The 18,021-nt window shown below is 57.7% G+C and carries 17 protein-coding genes; 6 read left to right on the forward strand and 11 right to left on the reverse strand.

Annotated elements, in window-relative coordinates; translation table 11 throughout:
• Positions 1–2: 2 nt before the first annotated feature.
• From ACYQ11_RS05900 to pncB, 6 genes are read right to left on the reverse strand one after another with little or no spacing between them, the layout of a single operon-like run.
• A complete protein-coding gene (locus tag ACYQ11_RS05900) occupies positions 3–677 on the reverse strand; it encodes a spermine/spermidine synthase domain-containing protein (RefSeq protein ID WP_459922833.1) in 675 nt (224 codons plus the stop codon).
• A 33-nt stretch (positions 678–710) separates the two neighbouring features.
• A complete protein-coding gene (locus tag ACYQ11_RS05905) occupies positions 711–1,568 on the reverse strand; it encodes a rhomboid family intramembrane serine protease (protein WP_459922834.1) in 858 nt (285 codons plus the stop codon).
• A 28-nt stretch (positions 1,569–1,596) separates the two neighbouring features.
• Positions 1,597–2,757: an NUDIX hydrolase gene (locus tag ACYQ11_RS05910; protein WP_459922835.1), complete on the reverse strand. Its 1,161-nt coding sequence runs from the start codon at positions 2,755–2,757 to the stop codon at positions 1,597–1,599.
• Positions 2,754–3,557, reverse strand: coding sequence for a cysteine hydrolase family protein (locus ACYQ11_RS05915; RefSeq protein ID WP_459922836.1), 804 nt, complete (start codon positions 3,555–3,557; stop codon positions 2,754–2,756). The genes ACYQ11_RS05910 and ACYQ11_RS05915 overlap by 4 nt, the downstream gene beginning before the upstream one ends.
• The gene (gene nadE, locus ACYQ11_RS05920) at positions 3,554–4,366 is read right to left on the reverse strand and encodes an NAD(+) synthase (protein WP_459922837.1); all 813 of its coding nucleotides are present in this window, start codon (positions 4,364–4,366) and stop codon (positions 3,554–3,556) included. The genes ACYQ11_RS05915 and nadE overlap by 4 nt, the downstream gene beginning before the upstream one ends.
• Positions 4,363–5,535, reverse strand: a complete 1,173-nt coding sequence (gene pncB, locus ACYQ11_RS05925) for a nicotinate phosphoribosyltransferase (RefSeq protein WP_459922838.1) — start codon at positions 5,533–5,535, stop codon at positions 4,363–4,365. Before pncB ends, nadE begins: the two co-directional genes overlap by 4 nt.
• A 463-nt stretch (positions 5,536–5,998) precedes the next feature.
• Between pncB and ACYQ11_RS05930 the strand changes: the two genes are divergently transcribed.
• The 5 genes from ACYQ11_RS05930 (at position 5,999) to ACYQ11_RS05950 (ending at position 11,325) form a co-directional block, all read left to right on the forward strand.
• The gene (locus ACYQ11_RS05930) at positions 5,999–8,218 is read left to right on the forward strand and encodes a response regulator (protein ID WP_459922839.1); all 2,220 of its coding nucleotides are present in this window, start codon (positions 5,999–6,001) and stop codon (positions 8,216–8,218) included.
• Between the two features lie 97 nt (positions 8,219–8,315).
• Positions 8,316–8,945 carry a TetR/AcrR family transcriptional regulator gene (locus ACYQ11_RS05935; protein ID WP_459922840.1) on the forward strand — a complete coding sequence of 210 codons (630 nt, stop codon included), beginning with the start codon at positions 8,316–8,318 and terminating at the stop codon, positions 8,943–8,945.
• A gap of 123 nt (positions 8,946–9,068) precedes the next feature.
• Positions 9,069–9,419, forward strand: coding sequence for a hypothetical protein (locus ACYQ11_RS05940; protein WP_459922841.1), 351 nt, complete (start codon positions 9,069–9,071; stop codon positions 9,417–9,419).
• A gap of 77 nt (positions 9,420–9,496) precedes the next feature.
• Positions 9,497–10,615 carry an iron-containing alcohol dehydrogenase family protein gene (locus ACYQ11_RS05945; protein ID WP_459922842.1) on the forward strand — a complete coding sequence of 373 codons (1,119 nt, stop codon included), beginning with the start codon at positions 9,497–9,499 and terminating at the stop codon, positions 10,613–10,615.
• A complete protein-coding gene (locus ACYQ11_RS05950; protein ID WP_459922843.1) occupies positions 10,612–11,325 on the forward strand; it encodes an RluA family pseudouridine synthase in 714 nt (237 codons plus the stop codon). The genes ACYQ11_RS05945 and ACYQ11_RS05950 overlap by 4 nt, the downstream gene beginning before the upstream one ends.
• 83 nt (positions 11,326–11,408) lie before the next feature.
• Here ACYQ11_RS05950 and ACYQ11_RS05955 read toward each other — a convergent pair whose 3' ends face one another.
• From ACYQ11_RS05955 to ACYQ11_RS05965, 3 genes are read right to left on the reverse strand one after another with little or no spacing between them, the layout of a single operon-like run.
• The gene (locus tag ACYQ11_RS05955) at positions 11,409–13,184 is read right to left on the reverse strand and encodes a YgiQ family radical SAM protein (protein ID WP_459922844.1); all 1,776 of its coding nucleotides are present in this window, start codon (positions 13,182–13,184) and stop codon (positions 11,409–11,411) included.
• Positions 13,185–13,203: 19 nt separating this feature from the next.
• Complete coding sequence (gene argJ / locus ACYQ11_RS05960) at positions 13,204–14,370, reverse strand: bifunctional glutamate N-acetyltransferase/amino-acid acetyltransferase ArgJ (RefSeq protein ID WP_459922845.1); 1,167 nt, start codon at positions 14,368–14,370, stop codon at positions 13,204–13,206.
• Between the two features lie 3 nt (positions 14,371–14,373).
• A complete protein-coding gene (locus tag ACYQ11_RS05965; RefSeq protein WP_459922846.1) occupies positions 14,374–15,177 on the reverse strand; it encodes a glucosaminidase domain-containing protein in 804 nt (267 codons plus the stop codon).
• A gap of 333 nt (positions 15,178–15,510) precedes the next feature.
• On the opposite strand from ACYQ11_RS05965, the gene ACYQ11_RS05970 reads away from it, so the two are divergent.
• Positions 15,511–15,690, forward strand: coding sequence for a hypothetical protein (locus ACYQ11_RS05970; RefSeq protein WP_459922847.1), 180 nt, complete (start codon positions 15,511–15,513; stop codon positions 15,688–15,690).
• An 11-nt stretch (positions 15,691–15,701) separates the two neighbouring features.
• Here the strand turns inward: ACYQ11_RS05970 and ACYQ11_RS05975 are convergent, their stop codons facing one another.
• Complete coding sequence (locus ACYQ11_RS05975) at positions 15,702–16,952, reverse strand: hemolysin family protein (RefSeq protein ID WP_459922848.1); 1,251 nt, start codon at positions 16,950–16,952, stop codon at positions 15,702–15,704.
• On the reverse strand, positions 16,949–17,980 hold the full coding sequence (locus ACYQ11_RS05980; protein ID WP_459922849.1) for a hemolysin family protein: 1,032 nt from the start codon (positions 17,978–17,980) through the stop codon (positions 16,949–16,951). The genes ACYQ11_RS05975 and ACYQ11_RS05980 overlap by 4 nt, the downstream gene beginning before the upstream one ends.
• Positions 17,981–18,021: the final 41 nt, after the last annotated feature.

Raw genomic sequence — 18,021 nt, forward strand, 5'->3', positions numbered from 1 at the left:
GTTCAGGGCTTTTTCCCAAGCCAGATCGTGTGGCGTCCACCTTTACCGGGTTTTCGTGAACGGACAGTCAGGATTTCGGTGATGAATCCGCACCGGGTAAGGCGCTTTGTAAAGGCCGGGTCGTCTCCGGCGGACCAGACGGCCAGAATGCCCCGGGGCCGAAGGGCGGCGAAGGAGAGGGCCAGGCCGGTTTCGTTGTACAGTCGGTTGTTGGATGTCTGGGTCAGGCCCGCAGGACCGTTGTCCACATCAAGGATGACGGCGTCCCAGGCAGACTGGTCACGGTCGATGATGCGGGCCACGTCCGTCGTGACCGCCGACACCCGGTGGTCTTTAAGGGCGTGTCCGGCAAGATGACCCAGGTATTCCCGGTTCCAGCGAATCACGTCGGGAATCAGCTCGGCCACTATGACAGCGGCGTCAGGACCCACGTGGCGGAGGACCTTGGAAAGGGTGAAGCCCATGCCCAGGCCGCCGATGAGGATGCGGTGCTCTGCAGACGGTTCGAGACGGCGGCAGGTCTCCCGGGCCAGGGCCTCTTCCGATCCGTGGACCCGGCTGTTCATCAGTTCGGTGCCGCCGGTTCGTATCGACCATTCATCACCCCTTCTGTGGAGGATGATGTCGTTATTCTGTCCGGGTATGGCGGCCCGGTCAACTTCTTCAAAGGGTATCATGACGTCGGTACACGCTCCGTGTTTTTCCTTGTTTTATCGAAAAGGCAGCCAGCAGAGACCCACCATAACGGCGGTGAGCCCGAGGAACAGAATCTGAACCCGTTCAGGAGGACGTTTCGTGACCAGCCGGGCATAGAGACCTCCGCAACCCAGTCCGGCCAGGTAACCGAACAGATGGGCCGTCAGGTCGCTGCGCTCGCCGGCCCCGAGAAGGGCCAGGAGGGCCAGGCCTGCGCCGACGGGGAGAATGATCGACGGGTGAAACCCTTTTTCCTCGAAGGACCTTACGGTTCGGTACCCCGCCAGAATGCCCAGGGCCCCGAAAATGGCGGTGGAAGCCCCGATGGACAGGTGGCGGGTCTGGAAAAACCAGGCGTTGATGCCGTTGCCCAGCATGCCGGTCACAAGGATCAGGAACCAGCCGAGGCCGGTCCCCGTGATGCCGGCCACCGAGGTTCCGAACAGAAGCAGACCGCCCATGTTGCCCGCCAGGTGAATGTCGTCCACATGGAGAAACAGGGCCGTGGCCGTTCGGTATACCTCTCCGTCCAGAATGGCCGACGCCGATGCCCCGTATTGCTCGATGACGCTCTCGCGGGCCTGTCCCGGCGGCAGCTGGGTGTGGACCCAGAAGATCAAAAGGGCGGCGAACAGGCCGCTGTAGGTGTGATGAAATCGCTCGACAAAAGAGGTCGCCTTAGGTTTTGTCCCTCTGTTTTCCTCGATGTACAGATGAATGGCGGAACGGGCGCGTTCATGCTCCTCGTCGCTCACCCAGATCCGGTATCCGCCCACATACCTGTCCAGGGTGTACCGGATGCCCTGGGACGAGAGTATCAGGCCGAGAAGGTTTGACTTTTTCCGGAATCGAGTGCGACAGACAAGCTTCATGACCGTCCTTTGGTGGTTGATGACCGGATCAGATGTATTGATCCTTGACGCCCTCAAAGGCGATGAACGCCGGAGGGCGCCCCGCCGCGTGGATGCTTTTCCGGGTTTTCAGTTCCTTGATACTGTATAGTGATTTGATTTTTTTCTTGAAATTGGCCGGGTCGAGTTTTTTGTCGAGCACGGCCTCATAAACGGTTCTCAGGTCCGACCAGGTGAAGGCATGGCCAACCAGTTCGAAGGCGATGGGCGTGTAGGAGATTTTGCCCTGAATCCGTCGGAGCAGGTCCTTGAGCATCACATCGTGGTCGAAGGCCAAAGATTCCCCGGCGCGGATCAGTTCCGCCTCATGGTTTTTCAGGGAAAACCACCGGGCCTCCTTGGTTTCGGGTTTGAACCGGATACGCTGGTTTTCGATCATCGAATAGGGCACCAGGGAAAAATAGGCGGTGGAAATCACCCGGTCCCGGGGATCCCGGTTCACGTCGCCGTAGGTTTTGAGCTGTTCGATGTACAGGTTTTCAAGGCCGGTTTTTTCGGTCAGTTCCCGGGCCGCCGCCGTCTCGAGGCTTTCTTTCCGGTCCACGTCGATGAACCCCCCGGGGAGAACCCAATGGTTGCCGAAGGGCGGGGTTTTGCGTTTGACCAGAAGCACCTTGAGGCTTGCGTTGATGATGGTGCAGATGGCGATATCGACCCGGACGATGGGCCGCCGTCCGGTGACGGCGTATGGGCCCGACGGCGTGTCGACACTCTCTCTATGAGGGGCGTCGGGAAGGTCCTCCGGGTCGGGAGACTCGGGGGTTTCCCGGACAAGGGGGCACTGGAACAGGGCGTAGGGCGTCATGAAGTACTTGCCGTAGACATCCGAATCGTCGATGTGCAGATGGATGCCGTGGGCTCGGCAGTATTCGGATTTGGCCCGGTTCCAGATCTTGTTGTCCATGTAGGGGTTGCCGTCGATGTAGGTGATCTCGGTGCCGGCGTTCTTGTGGTACGTGGTGGTCGAGAAAAAATGGGTATAGGTCAGATTCAGGATGTGCCGGATTTCGTACTCCAGGGTTTCGGTGTGTTCGGCCCCCGTCAGGATGTGGACCTCATGGCCGTTTTCCACCAGAATCCGGGACAGTTCTGAAAAGAAGTGGGGCAGGGCGTCAGCCACCCCGTGTACGTCGATGCCGATCTTGATCATGGCGCCTCCCCGGAAGCGCTGTCGTCCTTCAGCATGACGCGTTTTGTGTCGCTGATGCGGACACCGATCGTTTCCATGACGCTGAAAAAATCGTCCGAAAGGGATTCAAACCCTTTCACGGGGCTCATGCAGTCTTTGAGCAGCACGATTTTTCCGGCCAGGTCCGGATCGACATCGACCATGTCCCTGACGGTTTGGGCCACACAATGGGACGAGGCCTCTCCGGCCACCAGGATCCGGTCCGCCTGTCCCAGGGTTCGGACCAGCATGCGGTTCGTGTCGGTCGTCGGATCGTCCGGCACGGGAACCGAGGCCCGGATGGCGGAAAAATGTTCGGAGAAACGGGACGACCCCTTGAACACGTAATCCAGGTAGATGTGTTTGTCGGCCCAGGCCGTGAGGGCCAGGTTCAGGGGTTTGAAGACCCGGTGACCCCAGGTGCCCGTCAGGCAGTGCATGGGCCAGATCACATGGGGCACCGTTTTTTCAAGATAGCGCATGGACCAGGCGTGATCCCGGGGATCGGCCGTCCGGTACCTTCCGGATTTCAGATCCTCGACACCGATCACGGTGAAGGGTTCGGGGTGGCGGCCCTGGTCGTCGATCCACCAGACCGGATGGGAGATGTTCATGCGGTTGTGTGAATCCAGGGTGACCGTGATCCAGGTCACGGCATCTTCGTTGGTGCGGATGAAGTCGGCCAGGCGGTTCATGTCCCCGTCGGCCCGGGGCACATACAGCTCACCTTCGGGACTGCAAAACGAATTCTGGGGATCGATGACAAGCAGATGGCTTTTCATTCCAGATTTCCTTTTTCGTCTCTCAACCGGGTCACCCGGGGCGCCTCGTGTTTGTGCTTGTGGGCCTGGTGACGGTCCCAGACGAACCGCTGGACAGTATCCAGCTTTTCGACGTCGACCTGGAATTTTTTTTCAAGAATATAACGGATGGCGGGTTCCATGTCGTTGTAGGAATAGCCCAGTTCATCCTCGTCGGTCTGGTCTTCCCAGAGGCCGGCCGAGGGAACCCGGTTGATCATGGCTTCGGTGATTTTTCCCCGGTCCCGGTAATACTCGAGCAGGGCGTAGACTTCGGATTTGAACAGCTGGCCGATGGGGAAGATATCCGCCAGGGCGTCGCCGCCCTTGGTGTCGTAGCCGATGAAATCCTCGGACAGGTTGCCGGTCCCCATGACCCGGACCCTGTTTTTCAGGGTTTCGTTCAGGTGATGGGCCGCCCCGTAAAGCACGCACATCCGGGCCCTGGACCTGGCGTTTCCGGCGTTCAGGGTGGACAGAACCCCGGGGCCTGCCGGATCGAAAATCCCCCCGATCGTGGTTGTCAGGGCGTCGGCAACGGCTTTGATGCTGACGGTCCGATGATGCACGCCCACGTGTTCGGCATACATCCGGCTCAGGTTGTTGAAGGTTTTCATATCGGTGTCGGCATAGGGAAGGCTGTAGGCATAGACGTTTTCCCTGCCAAGGGCCTCACTGGACAGAAGCATGACCAGAAAGGAATCCGCGCCTCCGCTCAGTCCCACCACCGCCGTGTCCACATGGCGGCGGATGTCTTTGCATATGGTGTCGATAACCCGTTCGGGGTTCATGAATGGTCTCCTTTGAATACGTTTGACAAATGATCGAGGTAAGCCTTGTCCGTACACATCTGTTTGCCCGGGGAGTCGGACAGCTTTGCCACGGGCAGGCCCTGGCACCGGGTCATCTTGATGACGATCTGGATGGCCGTGCCGGACACGTCGTTGGTCAGGTTTGTTCCGATGCCGTAAGCCGTGCCGATGCGGCCTTTGAAATACCGGGCAAGGTCGATGATCCGCTCAACCGTCAGGCCGTCGCTGAAGACGGCCCGCTTGCAGCAGGGATCGATCCCCAGGCGCCGGTAGTGTGCGATCAGCCGGTCGCCCCAGGAAAAGGGGTCACCGCTGTCATGGCGGCACCCGTCATAGAGTTTGGCGAAATACATGTCGAAGTCATTCAGAAAAGCCGTAAACCCCACCGTGTCCGACAGGGCGATGCCCAGGTCTCCCCGGTATTCGTCGACCCAGCGGTCCAGAGCAAAGGCCTGGCTGCTGCGAAGGACCGGCGCCAGGACCTGGGCCGCCATCAGCCATTCATGGGCCATGGTGCCCACGGGCCTGAGGCCTAAACGTCGGGCAAGATCCACGTTGCTTGTTCCGGTGAAACGGGCGGGAATGGACTGCTTGAGGGTGGAAAGCACTTCCTCCTGCCAGGATTTTGAAAAACGGCGGCGGGTTCCGAAATCGACCACGGAAAGTCCCAGGTTCGCAGCGTCGGTCTGCCGGATCTGCTCGATCTTGGCCTGAAGCTTGCGCCGCCCGGTGTCCCAGTCCGGATCGGGATACAGGGTTTTGAAGTAACACTCATTGATGACGGCCAGAACGGGGACCTCGAAGAGGATGGTGTCCAGCCAGGATCCGGTGATGGAAAGGTCCAGTTCGCCGTTTCGGACCTTCAGGTTAAGGGCCGTCCGGGGCAGTCGGAAGGATTTGAGATAATCAAGGAAATCGTTTTTCATGTAGGGCAAAGAGCCCAGATAATCCAGCTCGGATGAAGAAAACCCAAGGGTGCACAGGTGGTCGATTTCGGGCGTTATATCGGGAACGGCCGGCGTAAAATCGATCGCGGGTGTCCTGCAGGAAAACCGGTATTCCACACGGGCGTCGGAAAATTGGTGAAACACGGCCTGCATCATGGTCAGTTTATAGAGATCGGTGTCCAAAAGGGAGGTGATGATCATGGTGCAGCCTTCATCCGGTATTGACGGTCATGACAAACAATATGGACTGGGCCGGTCCTTACTGTCGATATTCGTGGGCTATGATAATGGATGAGGGAAAGGCTGTCAAGAAAGGTTCTGGTTCAAAATACACAAATAGAGCGGATCCCGGCGGGCGCGGCAGCTGTTCGGCTCGCAGGGAGCTTTCCCGGAGGAAGCACGGTTTCAGTGGTTTGTCAGGTCACGGTTTTGCCATTGGCGTGTTTTTGGTGAAACGCGGCTTTAGTGTTGACACCCGTAAGCCGCTTATATAATATCCCAGAAACATGAATTGTCATGATTCGATGGCTTCCGAACCGTCCTTACATCCTGTCATGCCCAGCATCCATTCGTTTCAGGTGTCAATGATTTGTAGCGGTGAGACAGGTCATGTTCGGGAAACACCGTTCTCATGAATGATCAGCGGGGACATCCATTTTTGACCATGAGTGACCAACGGGTTTACACCATTTCAATATCGGAAGATATCAGCGAGCCGGTCGGGCACTGGAAAGTGCTGATCGTGGACGATGATGACGAGGTTCACAAACTCACCCGGCTTGTGCTGGGCGATGTGACCTTCGAAGGGCGTCCGCTGACCTTTGTCTCGGCCCATTCTTTCCTGGAGGCACGCGACCTGATCCGCCACCATCCGGACGTCGCCATGGTGCTGCTCGACGTGGTTATGGAAACGGACCATGCAGGCCTCGACCTGGTTCACTTCATTCGGGAAGAGCTGGGCAACCAGCGGGTACAGATTGTTCTCAGGACCGGTCAGTCCGGCCGGATTCCCGAGCAGGACATTATCCTTCGTTACGCCATCAACGATTACAAGTCCAAACTCGAACTGACCAATGAGAAGCTGTTTCTCTGTGTCATCGCGTCGCTCAGGGCGTTCAAAACCGCCCAGACGGCATTCGATCTGAACCGCCGGCTGGCCCGGGAACTCGATGAGCGACGGCGGGACAGGGACAATATCCGGGCCCTCAATAAAAGCCTTGAGAACCGTGTGGCCGAACGGACCCTGGAGCTGGAGGCCGCCAACCGGAAACTCAAGGATGTGGTCCGGCATGTGAAAGCTCTGGTCCGCGAAGCCGATGCGGGCAATCGGGCCAAGGGGGAATTTCTGGCCAACATGAGTCATGAGATCCGGACCCCGATGAACGGCGTTCTGGGCATGGCCGAACTGCTTCTGGGCACTGATCTGGACACCGAGCAGAAAGAATACGTCCAGATCATCAAAAGCAGCAGTAAATCACTTATATCGCTGATCAACGCCATCCTGGATTATTCGAAGATGGATGCCGGGAAAATGACTTTGGAGTCCGAGCATTTCAATCTTCGGACTCTGATCGAGGATGCGCTGGACCTTCTGGCCGTCAGGGCCTATGAGAAGAATATCGAATGCCTGACTGAAATCGAGCCCACGGTCCCTGTGGCCCTGATCGGTGATCCGGGCCGCGTGCGTCAGATCCTGATCAACCTTCTGGGCAACGCCGTCAAGTTTACCGAAGAAGGCGAAATCCGGTTGCACGTGACCCTCGTCGATCAGGGCGACGATGAGGCACGGATCCGGTTTGAGGTGACCGACACCGGCATCGGCATTCCCGAAGACAAGCTTGAGAGCATCTTTCAGTCGTTTTCCCAGGTTGACCTGAGTTTTTCACGGAAGTATGAAGGGACCGGTCTGGGACTGGCCATCTCCCGGCAGCTGACGGACATGATGGGCGGCCGCATCGGGGTCGTCAGCCGGCCGGGGCAGGGATCGACGTTCTGGTTTGAACTGGTCCTGAAAAAGCAGCCGTCTCCGTCAATCCGGCACATCACCGTGCCGGAACATGTCCGCCGTCTTAAGATTCTGGCGGTCATGGACAACGACTCCTGCCGCAAGGCCCTGATCCGCCAGATTGAGTCCCTGGAATGTACCGCCCTCGGCGTTGAAACGGGGGGGCAGGCCCTCGAGATTCTGTCAAATGCGGCGAAGGTCGGTAATCCGTATCAGATCGTTCTGGTCGGGCTTTCATCGCCGGTGATGGACAGCGCCCTGTTCGGCCGGATGGTTTCGGCAGCCGATCCGGAAACCCGGCCGTTTATGATCGTTCTGAAATCCGCCTGCCGGAATCTGGGCCAGGATTGTCTTGAACAAATGGGCTTTGACGGCTATATTACCAAGCCCGTTCGGCTTTCGAAACTCGCGGAAGCCCTTTCAGCCGTCCGGGAAACGCCGCGTCCGTCCGGCGTCATCCGTCCGGTCCCGACGGCTCCGAAACCGAAGGGCGTCATGACCTGCTCGGAAAACCACATTCTCATTGTGGAGGACAACGTGGTCAACCAGCGGGTGACGTTGAAGTTTATCGAAAAACTCGGCTACAGCGCCGATATTGTCAATAACGGGGTGGAAGCTGTCAGGGCGCTTAAATCAACACCCTATGATCTGGTTCTGATGGATGTTCAGATGCCGGTGATGGATGGCCTTTTGGCGACACAACTGATTCGTGACCCCCGCTCCGGGGTGCTGAACGCAGGGGTGCCCATTCTGGCCATGACCGCCCATGCCATGGACGATGACAGGGATAAATGTCTGGGCGCCGGCATGAACGGTTATATCTCAAAACCCATCGATCACCGGGAGCTGGCCGAGAGCATCAGGACCGTCCTGAAATGAATGACTGAGCGGGGCCGGATTCAGCCGTCCGGCCCGGGGCTCCATGGCAACGCGGTGGGGCCGTAAAAGAGTTTACAATATAATTATGGGGGAGTTGATGTCTGAAAAATCAACATTTATCCAACTGAGGGAAAACGAACGCGAAAAGCGTAAAACACTGATCATTGCCGCCGCAATGAATCTGTTCAAGGACAAGGCCTTTCACGATATCGGAATGCGTGATATCGCCGCCGAGGCCGGGGTCTCTCCCGCCTCGATCTACCGCTACTTTCCAAGCCGGGACGATCTGTTTGTCGAAGCCCTGATCCGTGATATCAACAAGATTGAAAAACGGTTGAGCGCCCGTGTGCTTGAAAAGCAGACGGATAAAACCGGCATCGATTCTCTGGCTGTTGACGTGGTGGATTACATGATCGACAACGAATCCACGTTTCAGATGATGTGCCACTTTCTGATGCGTGGGGAAGAGAACAAGAAGGCCTTCAAGAAGTTCAACGCCGTCATGCTGTATTTTACCAAGATGTTCAACGAGGTGGTGTCCAAGTCCGAAGGAGCGGCGGGGCTTCGTTTCCACAGCCAGGCTTTTTTTGCCTCCCTTGCGGGCATCGTCATGACCTTCAGGCATTATCCTGGGAAAACGCCCCTTGAGCGGCGTGAATACATGCACAAGCTGGCGCTGATGATCATGAGGGAAGGGCTCAAGCTGAGCGCCCTTGAAAAGCAGTGATACCTCCGCGGCGTCTGCGGGAGCCTGCCGCGAAAGCGACGGGGCGTCCCCGAAGGCCCGTCGGGTTCCATACCATTAAAAAAACGATTATTAACTTTTATTCAATGCAGTAAGGAGGAAGTCATGAAAAAGCTGTTCGTCGTTCTGGCCTGCGCCGGAGCCCTTGCGCTGGTCGGATGTGGAGACAAAGACACCCCCGAAACCTTTGGCAAGAAATACATCGAAAAGAAATTCGAAAACATCAACTGTGACCTGGTCGACCTCGACTACACCATCACCGAGGAGAGCGACGATGCGGCCACGGTGGTGATCGAGGGTAAGATCACGTACAAGGAAGAGATCAAGCTGGTCAAGAAAAACGGTGCCTGGGTGGTCGGTGAAAAACCGGCTGCCGCCGTGAAGGCTCCTGCGGCCGAACCGAAAAAAGCCGCCCAGCCCGAAAAAGCGGCTGAGCACGCACCCGTTAAACACTAGTTTTTCGACTGTCTGAACATAAACCCGGTGCTGTCTGGCGGCACCGGGTTTTTTGTCTGATGTCAGGGATAAAACATATGGATTTTTCCTATCTGATGCCCACCCGGGTGTTGTTCGGCCGGGGCTGTGTTGTCCGGCACGGTGATGACTGGGCCGGTTTCTCCCGCCGGGTGCTGATTGTGACCGGTCGCAGGTCGGCCCGGGCCTGCGGTGCCCTTTCCGATGTGTGTTCGGTTCTCGACCGTCTTAGGGTACCCTTTGAGCTCTATGACCGGATTCAGCCGAACCCAACGGTGGACAACGTAAGAGACGCGGCGTCTCTGGCCCGGAGTCACCGGGCGGACGGCGTGATCGGAATCGGCGGGGGCTCACCCATGGACGCGGCCAAGGCTGTTGCCCTGCTTGCGACCAATGACCCCGACGATGCCGCATTGTTTAGCGGCCCCTATCCACATGCGCCTCTTCCCGTGCTGGCCGTTCCCACCACGGCCGGAACCGGCAGCGAGGTGACGCCCTATGCCATCCTGACCGATGAAGCGGATCAGACCAAAAAAAATCTGGCCCATCCGGGACTGTTTCCCAGGGTGGCCCTGCTGGACCCCCGCTATCTTGAGGCGCTGCCCAGGCCGGTGATGATTCATACCGCCCTGGATGCACTGTCTCATGCCGTTGAAAGTCTTCTTTCGGCGAGAAACCGGGAAATGAGCGCCCTGGCCGCCCTGGCTGCGATCGATGCCGTCGGCCCCGCTCTCACGGTGCTTGCCGGCGGCGATACTCCGGATGAAGCGGGTCTTGAACGACTGCTTTACGGATCCATGCTGGCGGGGACGGCCATTGCCCAGACCGGTACCACCATGGTCCATGCCATGGGGTATTCCCTGACGTTTTTCCAAGGCGTGGATCACGGGAAGGCCAACGCCGTTCTGCTTTGCGAGGCAATGAAATTTTGTGAGGCGGCAAACCGGGACATGATTCAAACCATCCTGAATCGTCTGGGAGTCAGGACCATCGATGATCTTCAGGCGATGTTCGATCGGCTGATCGGCCGCCTTGAGCCCCTGCCCGATGACCGGACGGCTCTGTTCACCGAAAAGGCCATGGCCACCCGAAGCATTGACAACACCGTGCCCAGGCCCACGGCCGACGATATTTCAGCCCTTTATCAGCGAGCCCTGGGGAGATCGGATCGGTCATGATGCCCCCTGGTGTTATCGATGGCGGGCCGGGCTGGATCGTGGTGGACAAGCCCGCGGGCATCAGTGTCCACAATGAGCCGGGACGTGACCTGGTGTCCCTGGTCGCCGACCGGTTACGGTCCGATTCCGGTCTGGCGGATCGGGTCGGATACCGGGAGGGGATGCGTCCTGCTCCCGCCCATCGCCTGGACCGGGACACCAGCGGGGTGATCCTGTTCGGATTACATGCGGACATGTTGCGCTTTTTCGCCCGGCAATTCGAAACCCGCCGGGTGGACAAGCATTATCTGGCCCTGGTCCACGGGCAGTTTGACGAACCGGACCTGCTTTGGGATGCCCCGCTGTCACCCGACGGCGGCGGCCGGACCCAACCTGCTGGAAAGGGGAAAAAGGTGGACTGTCGAACCCGGGTCCGGGTTCTCGAACAAAGCCCCCATTACGCCCTGATCGCCTGTGAACTCCTGACCGGCCGAAAACATCAGATTCGACGTCATGCCCGGCTGGGAGGCCACCCTGTTCTGGGGGATGAACGCTACGGTTCCAAACGTGCCGTGGATTTCGTCCGAACCCGTGCCGGCTTCGACCGGCTGGGCCTCCATGCTCATCGCCTGGAATTGATTCTGCCGGGGAGCCCCGACGGACTGACGTTTACGTCGCCGATGCCCCAGGCCTTCGTCGTCATGCTGGACATGGACAAAGTAGGGGGCTGAGCCCACCTAAGGGCCTTTGGAAAAATAGTTCCCGGTTATGCAGGTTCCTCATGTTTGAGACGGCCTTTCTATGGCCGGTATTATCAGCGTTTCTTTCCGGGTGGTTTTTTTTTCGTGGGCAGGCCGGTTCGTTTGACCGGCCCGTGGGATGGAGCGTCGCGTCTGTCTTGTCGGGGCTTACCCGTGATCACGGTTTTTTGCTTTTCCAGGCCTTCACGTGTTTTTTCCACAAACACCGGACGGCCTGAAACGGGGTCGCGTCCTGTCACATACATCAGCGTGGAAACGGTCGACGGGGTCGGCGTGAAAACCTGAACCTGCTCGGGGAGGATGCCCAGCTTTTCCCGGGCGAAGTGTTTCAGTCGGGCCATGTGGGACAGGGTGCAGCCGGGGTGGCCCGCCATCAGGTAATAGGTCAGAAACTGCTTCTTTCCCGCCTTGCGGCTCAATTGTTCGAAATCCTTTTTGAACCTTAAAAGATCGTCGATGCCGGGTTTGCCCATCAGGTCCAGCACGTCTTTCTCACTATGCTCCGGGGCGATTTTCAACTGCCCGGACACATGGTGATCAACCATCTCCTTCACATAGGCCGCCCCCATTTTTTCATCGGCGTAGACCAGGTCGCATCGCATGCCCGACGCCGTGAACACGTGTTTGACCCCGCTGACGGATCGGAGCGCCCGGAACAGGCGGATCAGCGGGCCGTGATCGGGTTTGAGGCTCGGGCAGGGTGAGGGAAACAGGCAGCTTCGATTGCGGCAGGCCCCTTTTTTCAGTTTCTTGTCGCACTCGAAACCGTACATGTTGGCCGTGGGCCCCCCGGCATCACGGATGACGCCCGTGAAGGCCGGATGACGGGTCATGGCCACGGCTTCATCCAGAATGGATCGTTCGCTTCGCCAGCGGACCGTTCTGCCCTGATGAACGGCGATGGCGCAGAAACGGCATTCCCCGTAACAGCCCCGGTGGGTGGGGATGGAGAACCGGATGGTGTCGAGGGCCTTGACATCGCCCCGCAGGCGGTCATGGGGGTGGAGATCCCGGGTGTACGGCAGATCATGGACCGCATCCAGTTCTTCCTGGGTCAGGTAGGCCGAGGGCGGATTCTGGATCAGGTAGCGGTCGTCGTGGCGTTGGACCAGACCGTGGGCCGTCATGGGATCGGTGTTGTCGTAAAACGTGCGGAACATGGCGGTGAACGCCTTTGGGTCGGCAAGGACGGCCTCGACGGAGGGCAGTTCTATATACCTGTCGGGCACGTGACGGGCGATGTAACAAAGCCCGGGGACGGTTTCGGGGGACAGCCCCTCACTGAGTGCCCGTGCCAGGGCCGTCACGGCTTTTTCCCCCATGCCGTAGATCAGATAGTCGGCCTTGGCGTCGAACAGAATCGATTTTCGAATGCTGCGGGACCAGGCATCGTAGTGGGCGATGCGGCGCAAACTGGCCTCGACCCCGCCGAGCACCAGTGGAACCGTGTTCTTGAAATGCCTGCGGATCAGGTTGCCGTACCGGATCAGGGCCCGGTCGGGCCGACGGTTGTTCAGGCCGCCCGGGGTGTAATCGTCTGTTTTCCGTTTTTTGAAGCCGGCGGTGTAATTGGCCACCATGGAATCCACCGAGCCGCCGCTGATGCCCCAGAACAGGCGTGGCTCGCCCAGTCGGGTGATGTCGACGGTACTGTTCATGTCGGGCTGGGCGATGACGGCCGTGTTGAACCCGGCCCGGGTCAGCACGCGTCCGATGACGGCCACTCCGATATACGGGCTGTCGATGTAGCTGTCTCCGGTGACCAGAATCACATCGGCCCGGTCCCAGCCCAGGCTGTCCATTTCCCGTCGCGTACTCGGTAAAAACAACGATGGCCCCTTTCGGGAATCAGGATGAGTAATAGGCCGCGTTTTCCTCGATGTAACCCTGGGTCAGGTCACAGCCGAAGGCCAGGGCTTCGTCGGATCCCGCGTTCAGGTTGACGGTGATATCCACACGGTCGCCGGATAAAAGGGCTCGGACCCTGTTTTCGTCGAAATCCACCCGCTTCTGATCTTTGTAGACCAGGGTGCCGTTGATGGTCGCCTCGATAACCGGGGGATCCACACGGCAGTCAAAGCATTTGCCCAGGGCCATGAGAATACGGCCGATATTGGGGTCCGCCCCAAAGGCCATGGTTTTGATGAGAGGCGAGTTGACAAGGGATTTGGCGATCGTTCGGGCTTCAGCCCTGGAGAAGGCATTGATGACCCGGGCCGTCAACAGTTTGGTGGCCCCTTCACCGTCCCGGGCCAGTTTTTCGGTCATCTGGAGGCAGGCGAACCTCAGGGCGTCGGAAAAGACCGCCTCATCGACGGGGCCTTTGTGCCCGTTGGCCATGATCACACAGGTGTCCGAGGTGCTGGTGTCCGTATCCACCGACAGCATGTTGAAGGAGACGTCCACGGCCGAGCGCAGCATGGTGTCCAGGGTTTTGGCGTCGATGGCGGCGTCGGTGAAGATGTAGACCAGCATGGTGGCCATGTTGGGTTCGATCATTCCCGATCCCTTGGCCACCATGGTCAGGGTGGACGGTCCCACGGACAGAGACAGGGCCTTGGGATACGTGTCGGTGGTCATGATGCCCCGTGCGCCCACCAGAGGGTCCGTTGACAGATGGCTGCCGATGCCCAAGATGCCTTTTTCGATCATGTCGATGGGCAGGGGTTTGGCGATGACGCCGGTGGAACTCATCAGCACTTCGGTCTGATCGATGCCGAACTCACGGGCCACGGCCGCCCCCATTCTTCTGGCGTTTTCGACGCCTTCCTCGCCGGTCCCCACATTGCTGACCTTGCTGTTGACCACGATGGCGCGAAGTTTTCCCTTTTTTATAATTTCCCGGCCCACGATGACCGGTGCGCCGGGAAAGCGATTGAGGGTGAATACGGCTGCGGCGTTTGCACTCACATCGGACATGAACAGGGAAAGATCCGTTCCTTTTTCCTTGAGTCCGCAGTTGACGCCGGCACAGGTAAATCCTTCGGGCATGGAAGGGGTGGTGTGAAGGTTCATGGTTTATCCTTGAATGTTCAGGTGTTTTTCGTTGTCACGGATAATCGTTCGGATATGCTTGATATAGGTTTTGCCTTTGGACGAGTAGCTTTGAAGTCCCTCGGCCAGGGCGAGCGCCGACAGGGGGGCTCCCTCGCTGCGCATGGTCTGTCTCAGAGCCCGGAACGACCGGTAGCCGGGGTGGGTGTTCAGGTTGTGTATGTAACTGCGGACCGATTCGTTGATCGAAGTGAATTTCGCCACTTCATGGGATTTGTCACGGTCACGGTATTTGGGAACCATGCCCGTGCCCTTGGCCCAGGTCCACTGGCCGAAGAGGTTGTTGCCTTTGCGGGCGAAGCGGGATGAGCCCCAGCCCGATTCATTGGCCGCCTGGGCCAGGGCCAGCGACGCGGGCACCGTGTCCACCCGTTTGAGCAGACGGGCGAACAACGAAGGGGCATGGGCGTCTGCGGGTTTCAGGCCGTATTGTTCGGCAAGAACGGTCAGCCACAGTATTTCCTGCGGGGTCAGGGGTTGGTCCGCTCCCCTGGCGGCCAGGGCCGTGACGGTATTTCGAATGGTCTGAATGCGCCGGTTTTCACTGTCAATGATCGGGCGAAGAAAGTGAAAAAAGGCGGACTTTCTTGCCTCGGCGTCGGATGGCGTGTCAAACGAGGGCATGGAGAATACCGTCGGCCCGTCGGAGAAGACGGCCGGCATCCGAGTGATGTCGGGGGTCGGGTAGAAGACGCAGAGCATGAAAAAAAGGACCGGTGCCGTCAGGCCTGCGGCGATTGACCGGACAGCGTTTGGTTTTTCAGTCATGCGGAACCCCCACAAAAAATCGCCCAAAAAAAGATACCCCGGTCAACCGGGGCCCTGATATGACCGTAATTTAAGAAAACGCGGCCCGGCTGTCAAGGGTAAAGCCTGGGGCATACGGCGCGACCTGTAACCTTAATCGGTCCAACCGTCCTGTTTTATGACGGATCGGAAATGAGAACATTGTTCGCTTATCCATGGACGGTTTGTTTTTTTTCATTTTTTAAGAAAAAGGCCTTGAATTATTGGTGTGAGGGGATAAGATGACCCATCCGTTTGAGAGTTAACCGTTTGTTAAAACCGATCGTCGCATCCTATCGATCCCTGTGAGAGATTATGAGCACCAACAGATGCCGGTGTGGCTCCCGTGATATTATCTATGTGGTCCACCGGGGCAGGAACAAGACCGTCGAAATGTTCTGTGCGAAATGCCTTCCGGTTGAGCTGGCCCAGGAGGCCGGACAGGACCGGGATGCGGATTCCCTTCCCGTGAAAAAAGAACCCACCCCTGTCTGAGGACCGTCTTTTTAACCGTTTTCCGTGTTGTTACGGGTGATGATGACTTCGTTGACGGACCGCTTCCCGGCCTGGGAAACCCTGAACGTCAAGCCCTGCCAGTCGAAGCTGTCACCGGGTCTGGGTATGCGTCCCATCCGCTTCAGCACAAATCCGCCCAGGGTTTCGTAATTGTCTTTGGGGATGGCGATGTTCAGCTGTTCGTTCAGGTGGTCGATCTCCATGCGGGCGTTGACTTTATAGGTACGGGTCCCCAGCTTGATCAGGTTGTCGGCTTCATGATCGTATTCGTCACGGATCTCACCGACCACTTCCTCCAAAATATCTTCCACGGTGATGATGCCGGTGGCTCCGCCGTATTCATCGACCACCACGGCCAGGGATTTGCGGTTTTTCTGGAAAAAGGCCAGCAGTTCTTCGAGCTTGATCATTTCGGGGACATAGGGCACATCACGGATCACTTTCCTGATCGGCACAGTCTGATCTTCCAGTCCGATGATGTCAAAGGCCCGCACCATGCCCACCAGATTGATGATATTGTCCCGGTAAATCGGGATTCTTGAAAACCCTGTTTTCCGGATCAGTTCCGCGGCATCGGCCACCGTGGCGTTGATGGGCAGAGCCGACACGGCGATCAGCGGTACCATGGCTTCGAAGGCTTCGGCCTTGGTGAACATGAACATCTGTTGAATCAGTTTTTTCTCGCGGGTGTGCACATCACTGCCGGCGACCGGGATGTTCAGCAGAAGTTCCAGTTCCTCCCGGGAGGCGAACGAGCGTTTTTTTAGCGGTTCAGTGTTGCCTTTCGGATAGAACAGACGGCTGATTCCGAAGACGAGCCCGGTGATCGGAGAGATGATATAGGAAAAGACCAGCAGGCCGTAAGAGACCCCCGGGGCCATTTCCGTGGCCCTGTACTGGAAGACGGTCCGCGGGATGATTTCCCCGAACATCAGGAGGAGGGGGGACAGGACCAGAATCGTTCCAAGTTCGCCATAGGGGCCCAGTCGTTTTTCAAACCAGAGGGCGGCGATCACCGAGGCCACCACCACGGCCATGTTGGTGCCGGTGCTGGTGGCGGCCAGATACCATTTGGAATTGGCGATCATTCTGAGGGCCAGGTCGGCGCCTTTGGAACCCTGTTTGCGTTTCCGGCGGAGCCGGATTTTGCGGGACGATAAAAGAACCATCTCCGATCCGGAAAAAAAACCCTGAATCAGAATGCAGATCACGATAACGGCAACGGTGGCTGGGGTGTTCATCGTGCCTCCTGATCGTAGTCGTCGTAGATTTCTCCAAACAGTTCCTCAAGCAGGTCTTCCATGGTGATCAGGCCGGTCATCGATCCGTTGGCATCGTGACAGATGGCGATATGGGTCCGTTTTTTTTTCAGCAGGTGAAAGATGTCATCGACCTTGCGTGTGTCGAGGATAAAGATGGGCCGGCGAAGAATTTCGATGATGGACGAGGGCGCGTTCTTTTTTTCGGGTTTGAGCTTGAGCAGGTCCTTGACATAGAGAATGCCCGTGATGTTGGTTTTCGATCCGGAATACACGGGGATGCGGGAATGCCAGTTTTTTTTCACCCGTTTGATGATCTGGTGATAGGTCAGGCCGTCGGGAATGGACTGGACGTTTTTGAGGGGCGTCATGACCGCGTTGACCAGAGTGTCGCTGAATTCGAACACGTTGTGGATGAAATCCCGTTCAATGTTCAGCAGTTCACCGTCTTTGTGACTGAGATCCACCATGTCCCGGAAATCATCTTCCATGATCATCGGTTCTTTTTCTTTTTTGTATACGCCGAAAAGCCGGATCAGGCCCTCGGCCGTGACCTCGAAAAACCAGCGGACCGGAAAGAACAGCCGGTGAAACAGCCGCAAGGGGCCGGCAATTACGGGGGCGAAGATTTCATTGTGGGCAACGGACACGGTTTTGGGTATGACCTCGGCAAAAATCAGGGTCATCGGTGTCATCACGGCGATGGTGATCCATTCCCCCATGTTCGGAAACAGTGAGATGAAGAGTCCGGTGGCGATGACGGAGGCGGTGATGTTGACCATATCGTTGCCGACCAGGATCGTGATGATCAGCTGCTTGGGATGGTTGATCAGGACATCGATCATCGATGCGAGGGATTTCGACCGGTTTCTGAGCCGTTCTTTCTGGACCAGATTCAGGGAGAAAAGCGTGGCTTCCGATCCCGAAAAGAAGCCGGAAATCAACAGCAGGATGACGATGCCTCCGATCTTGAGATATTCGTGGGTTCCGAAATGAATGAAAAAATCCATAATGCCTTCGTAAACATTGAATCAGCAGGCCGGCCGGCGAC

It is taken from the genome of Desulfatiferula olefinivorans, assembly GCF_054657895.1.

What these genes read in the sequence shown, in the direction of transcription:
- ACYQ11_RS05970 (WP_459922847.1), top strand. Translation starts at nt 15,511, where the DNA reads ATGAGCACCAACAGATGCCGGTGTGGCTCCCGTGATATTATCTATGTG.
- ACYQ11_RS05965 (WP_459922846.1), bottom strand. Translation starts at nt 15,177, where the DNA reads ATGACTGAAAAACCAAACGCTGTCCGGTCAATCGCCGCAGGCCTGACG.
- ACYQ11_RS05905 (WP_459922834.1), bottom strand. Translation starts at nt 1,568, where the DNA reads ATGAAGCTTGTCTGTCGCACTCGATTCCGGAAAAAGTCAAACCTTCTC.
- pncB (WP_459922838.1), bottom strand. Translation starts at nt 5,535, where the DNA reads ATGATCATCACCTCCCTTTTGGACACCGATCTCTATAAACTGACCATG.
- ACYQ11_RS05950 (WP_459922843.1), top strand. Translation starts at nt 10,612, where the DNA reads ATGATGCCCCCTGGTGTTATCGATGGCGGGCCGGGCTGGATCGTGGTG.
- ACYQ11_RS05980 (WP_459922849.1), bottom strand. Translation starts at nt 17,980, where the DNA reads ATGGATTTTTTCATTCATTTCGGAACCCACGAATATCTCAAGATCGGA.
- ACYQ11_RS05935 (WP_459922840.1), top strand. Translation starts at nt 8,316, where the DNA reads ATGTCTGAAAAATCAACATTTATCCAACTGAGGGAAAACGAACGCGAA.
- ACYQ11_RS05945 (WP_459922842.1), top strand. Translation starts at nt 9,497, where the DNA reads ATGGATTTTTCCTATCTGATGCCCACCCGGGTGTTGTTCGGCCGGGGC.
- ACYQ11_RS05975 (WP_459922848.1), bottom strand. Translation starts at nt 16,952, where the DNA reads ATGAACACCCCAGCCACCGTTGCCGTTATCGTGATCTGCATTCTGATT.
- ACYQ11_RS05930 (WP_459922839.1), top strand. Translation starts at nt 5,999, where the DNA reads ATGAGTGACCAACGGGTTTACACCATTTCAATATCGGAAGATATCAGC.
- ACYQ11_RS05940 (WP_459922841.1), top strand. Translation starts at nt 9,069, where the DNA reads ATGAAAAAGCTGTTCGTCGTTCTGGCCTGCGCCGGAGCCCTTGCGCTG.
- argJ (WP_459922845.1), bottom strand. Translation starts at nt 14,370, where the DNA reads ATGAACCTTCACACCACCCCTTCCATGCCCGAAGGATTTACCTGTGCC.
- ACYQ11_RS05900 (WP_459922833.1), bottom strand. Translation starts at nt 677, where the DNA reads ATGATACCCTTTGAAGAAGTTGACCGGGCCGCCATACCCGGACAGAAT.
- nadE (WP_459922837.1), bottom strand. Translation starts at nt 4,366, where the DNA reads ATGAACCCCGAACGGGTTATCGACACCATATGCAAAGACATCCGCCGC.
- ACYQ11_RS05910 (WP_459922835.1), bottom strand. Translation starts at nt 2,757, where the DNA reads ATGATCAAGATCGGCATCGACGTACACGGGGTGGCTGACGCCCTGCCC.
- ACYQ11_RS05915 (WP_459922836.1), bottom strand. Translation starts at nt 3,557, where the DNA reads ATGAAAAGCCATCTGCTTGTCATCGATCCCCAGAATTCGTTTTGCAGT.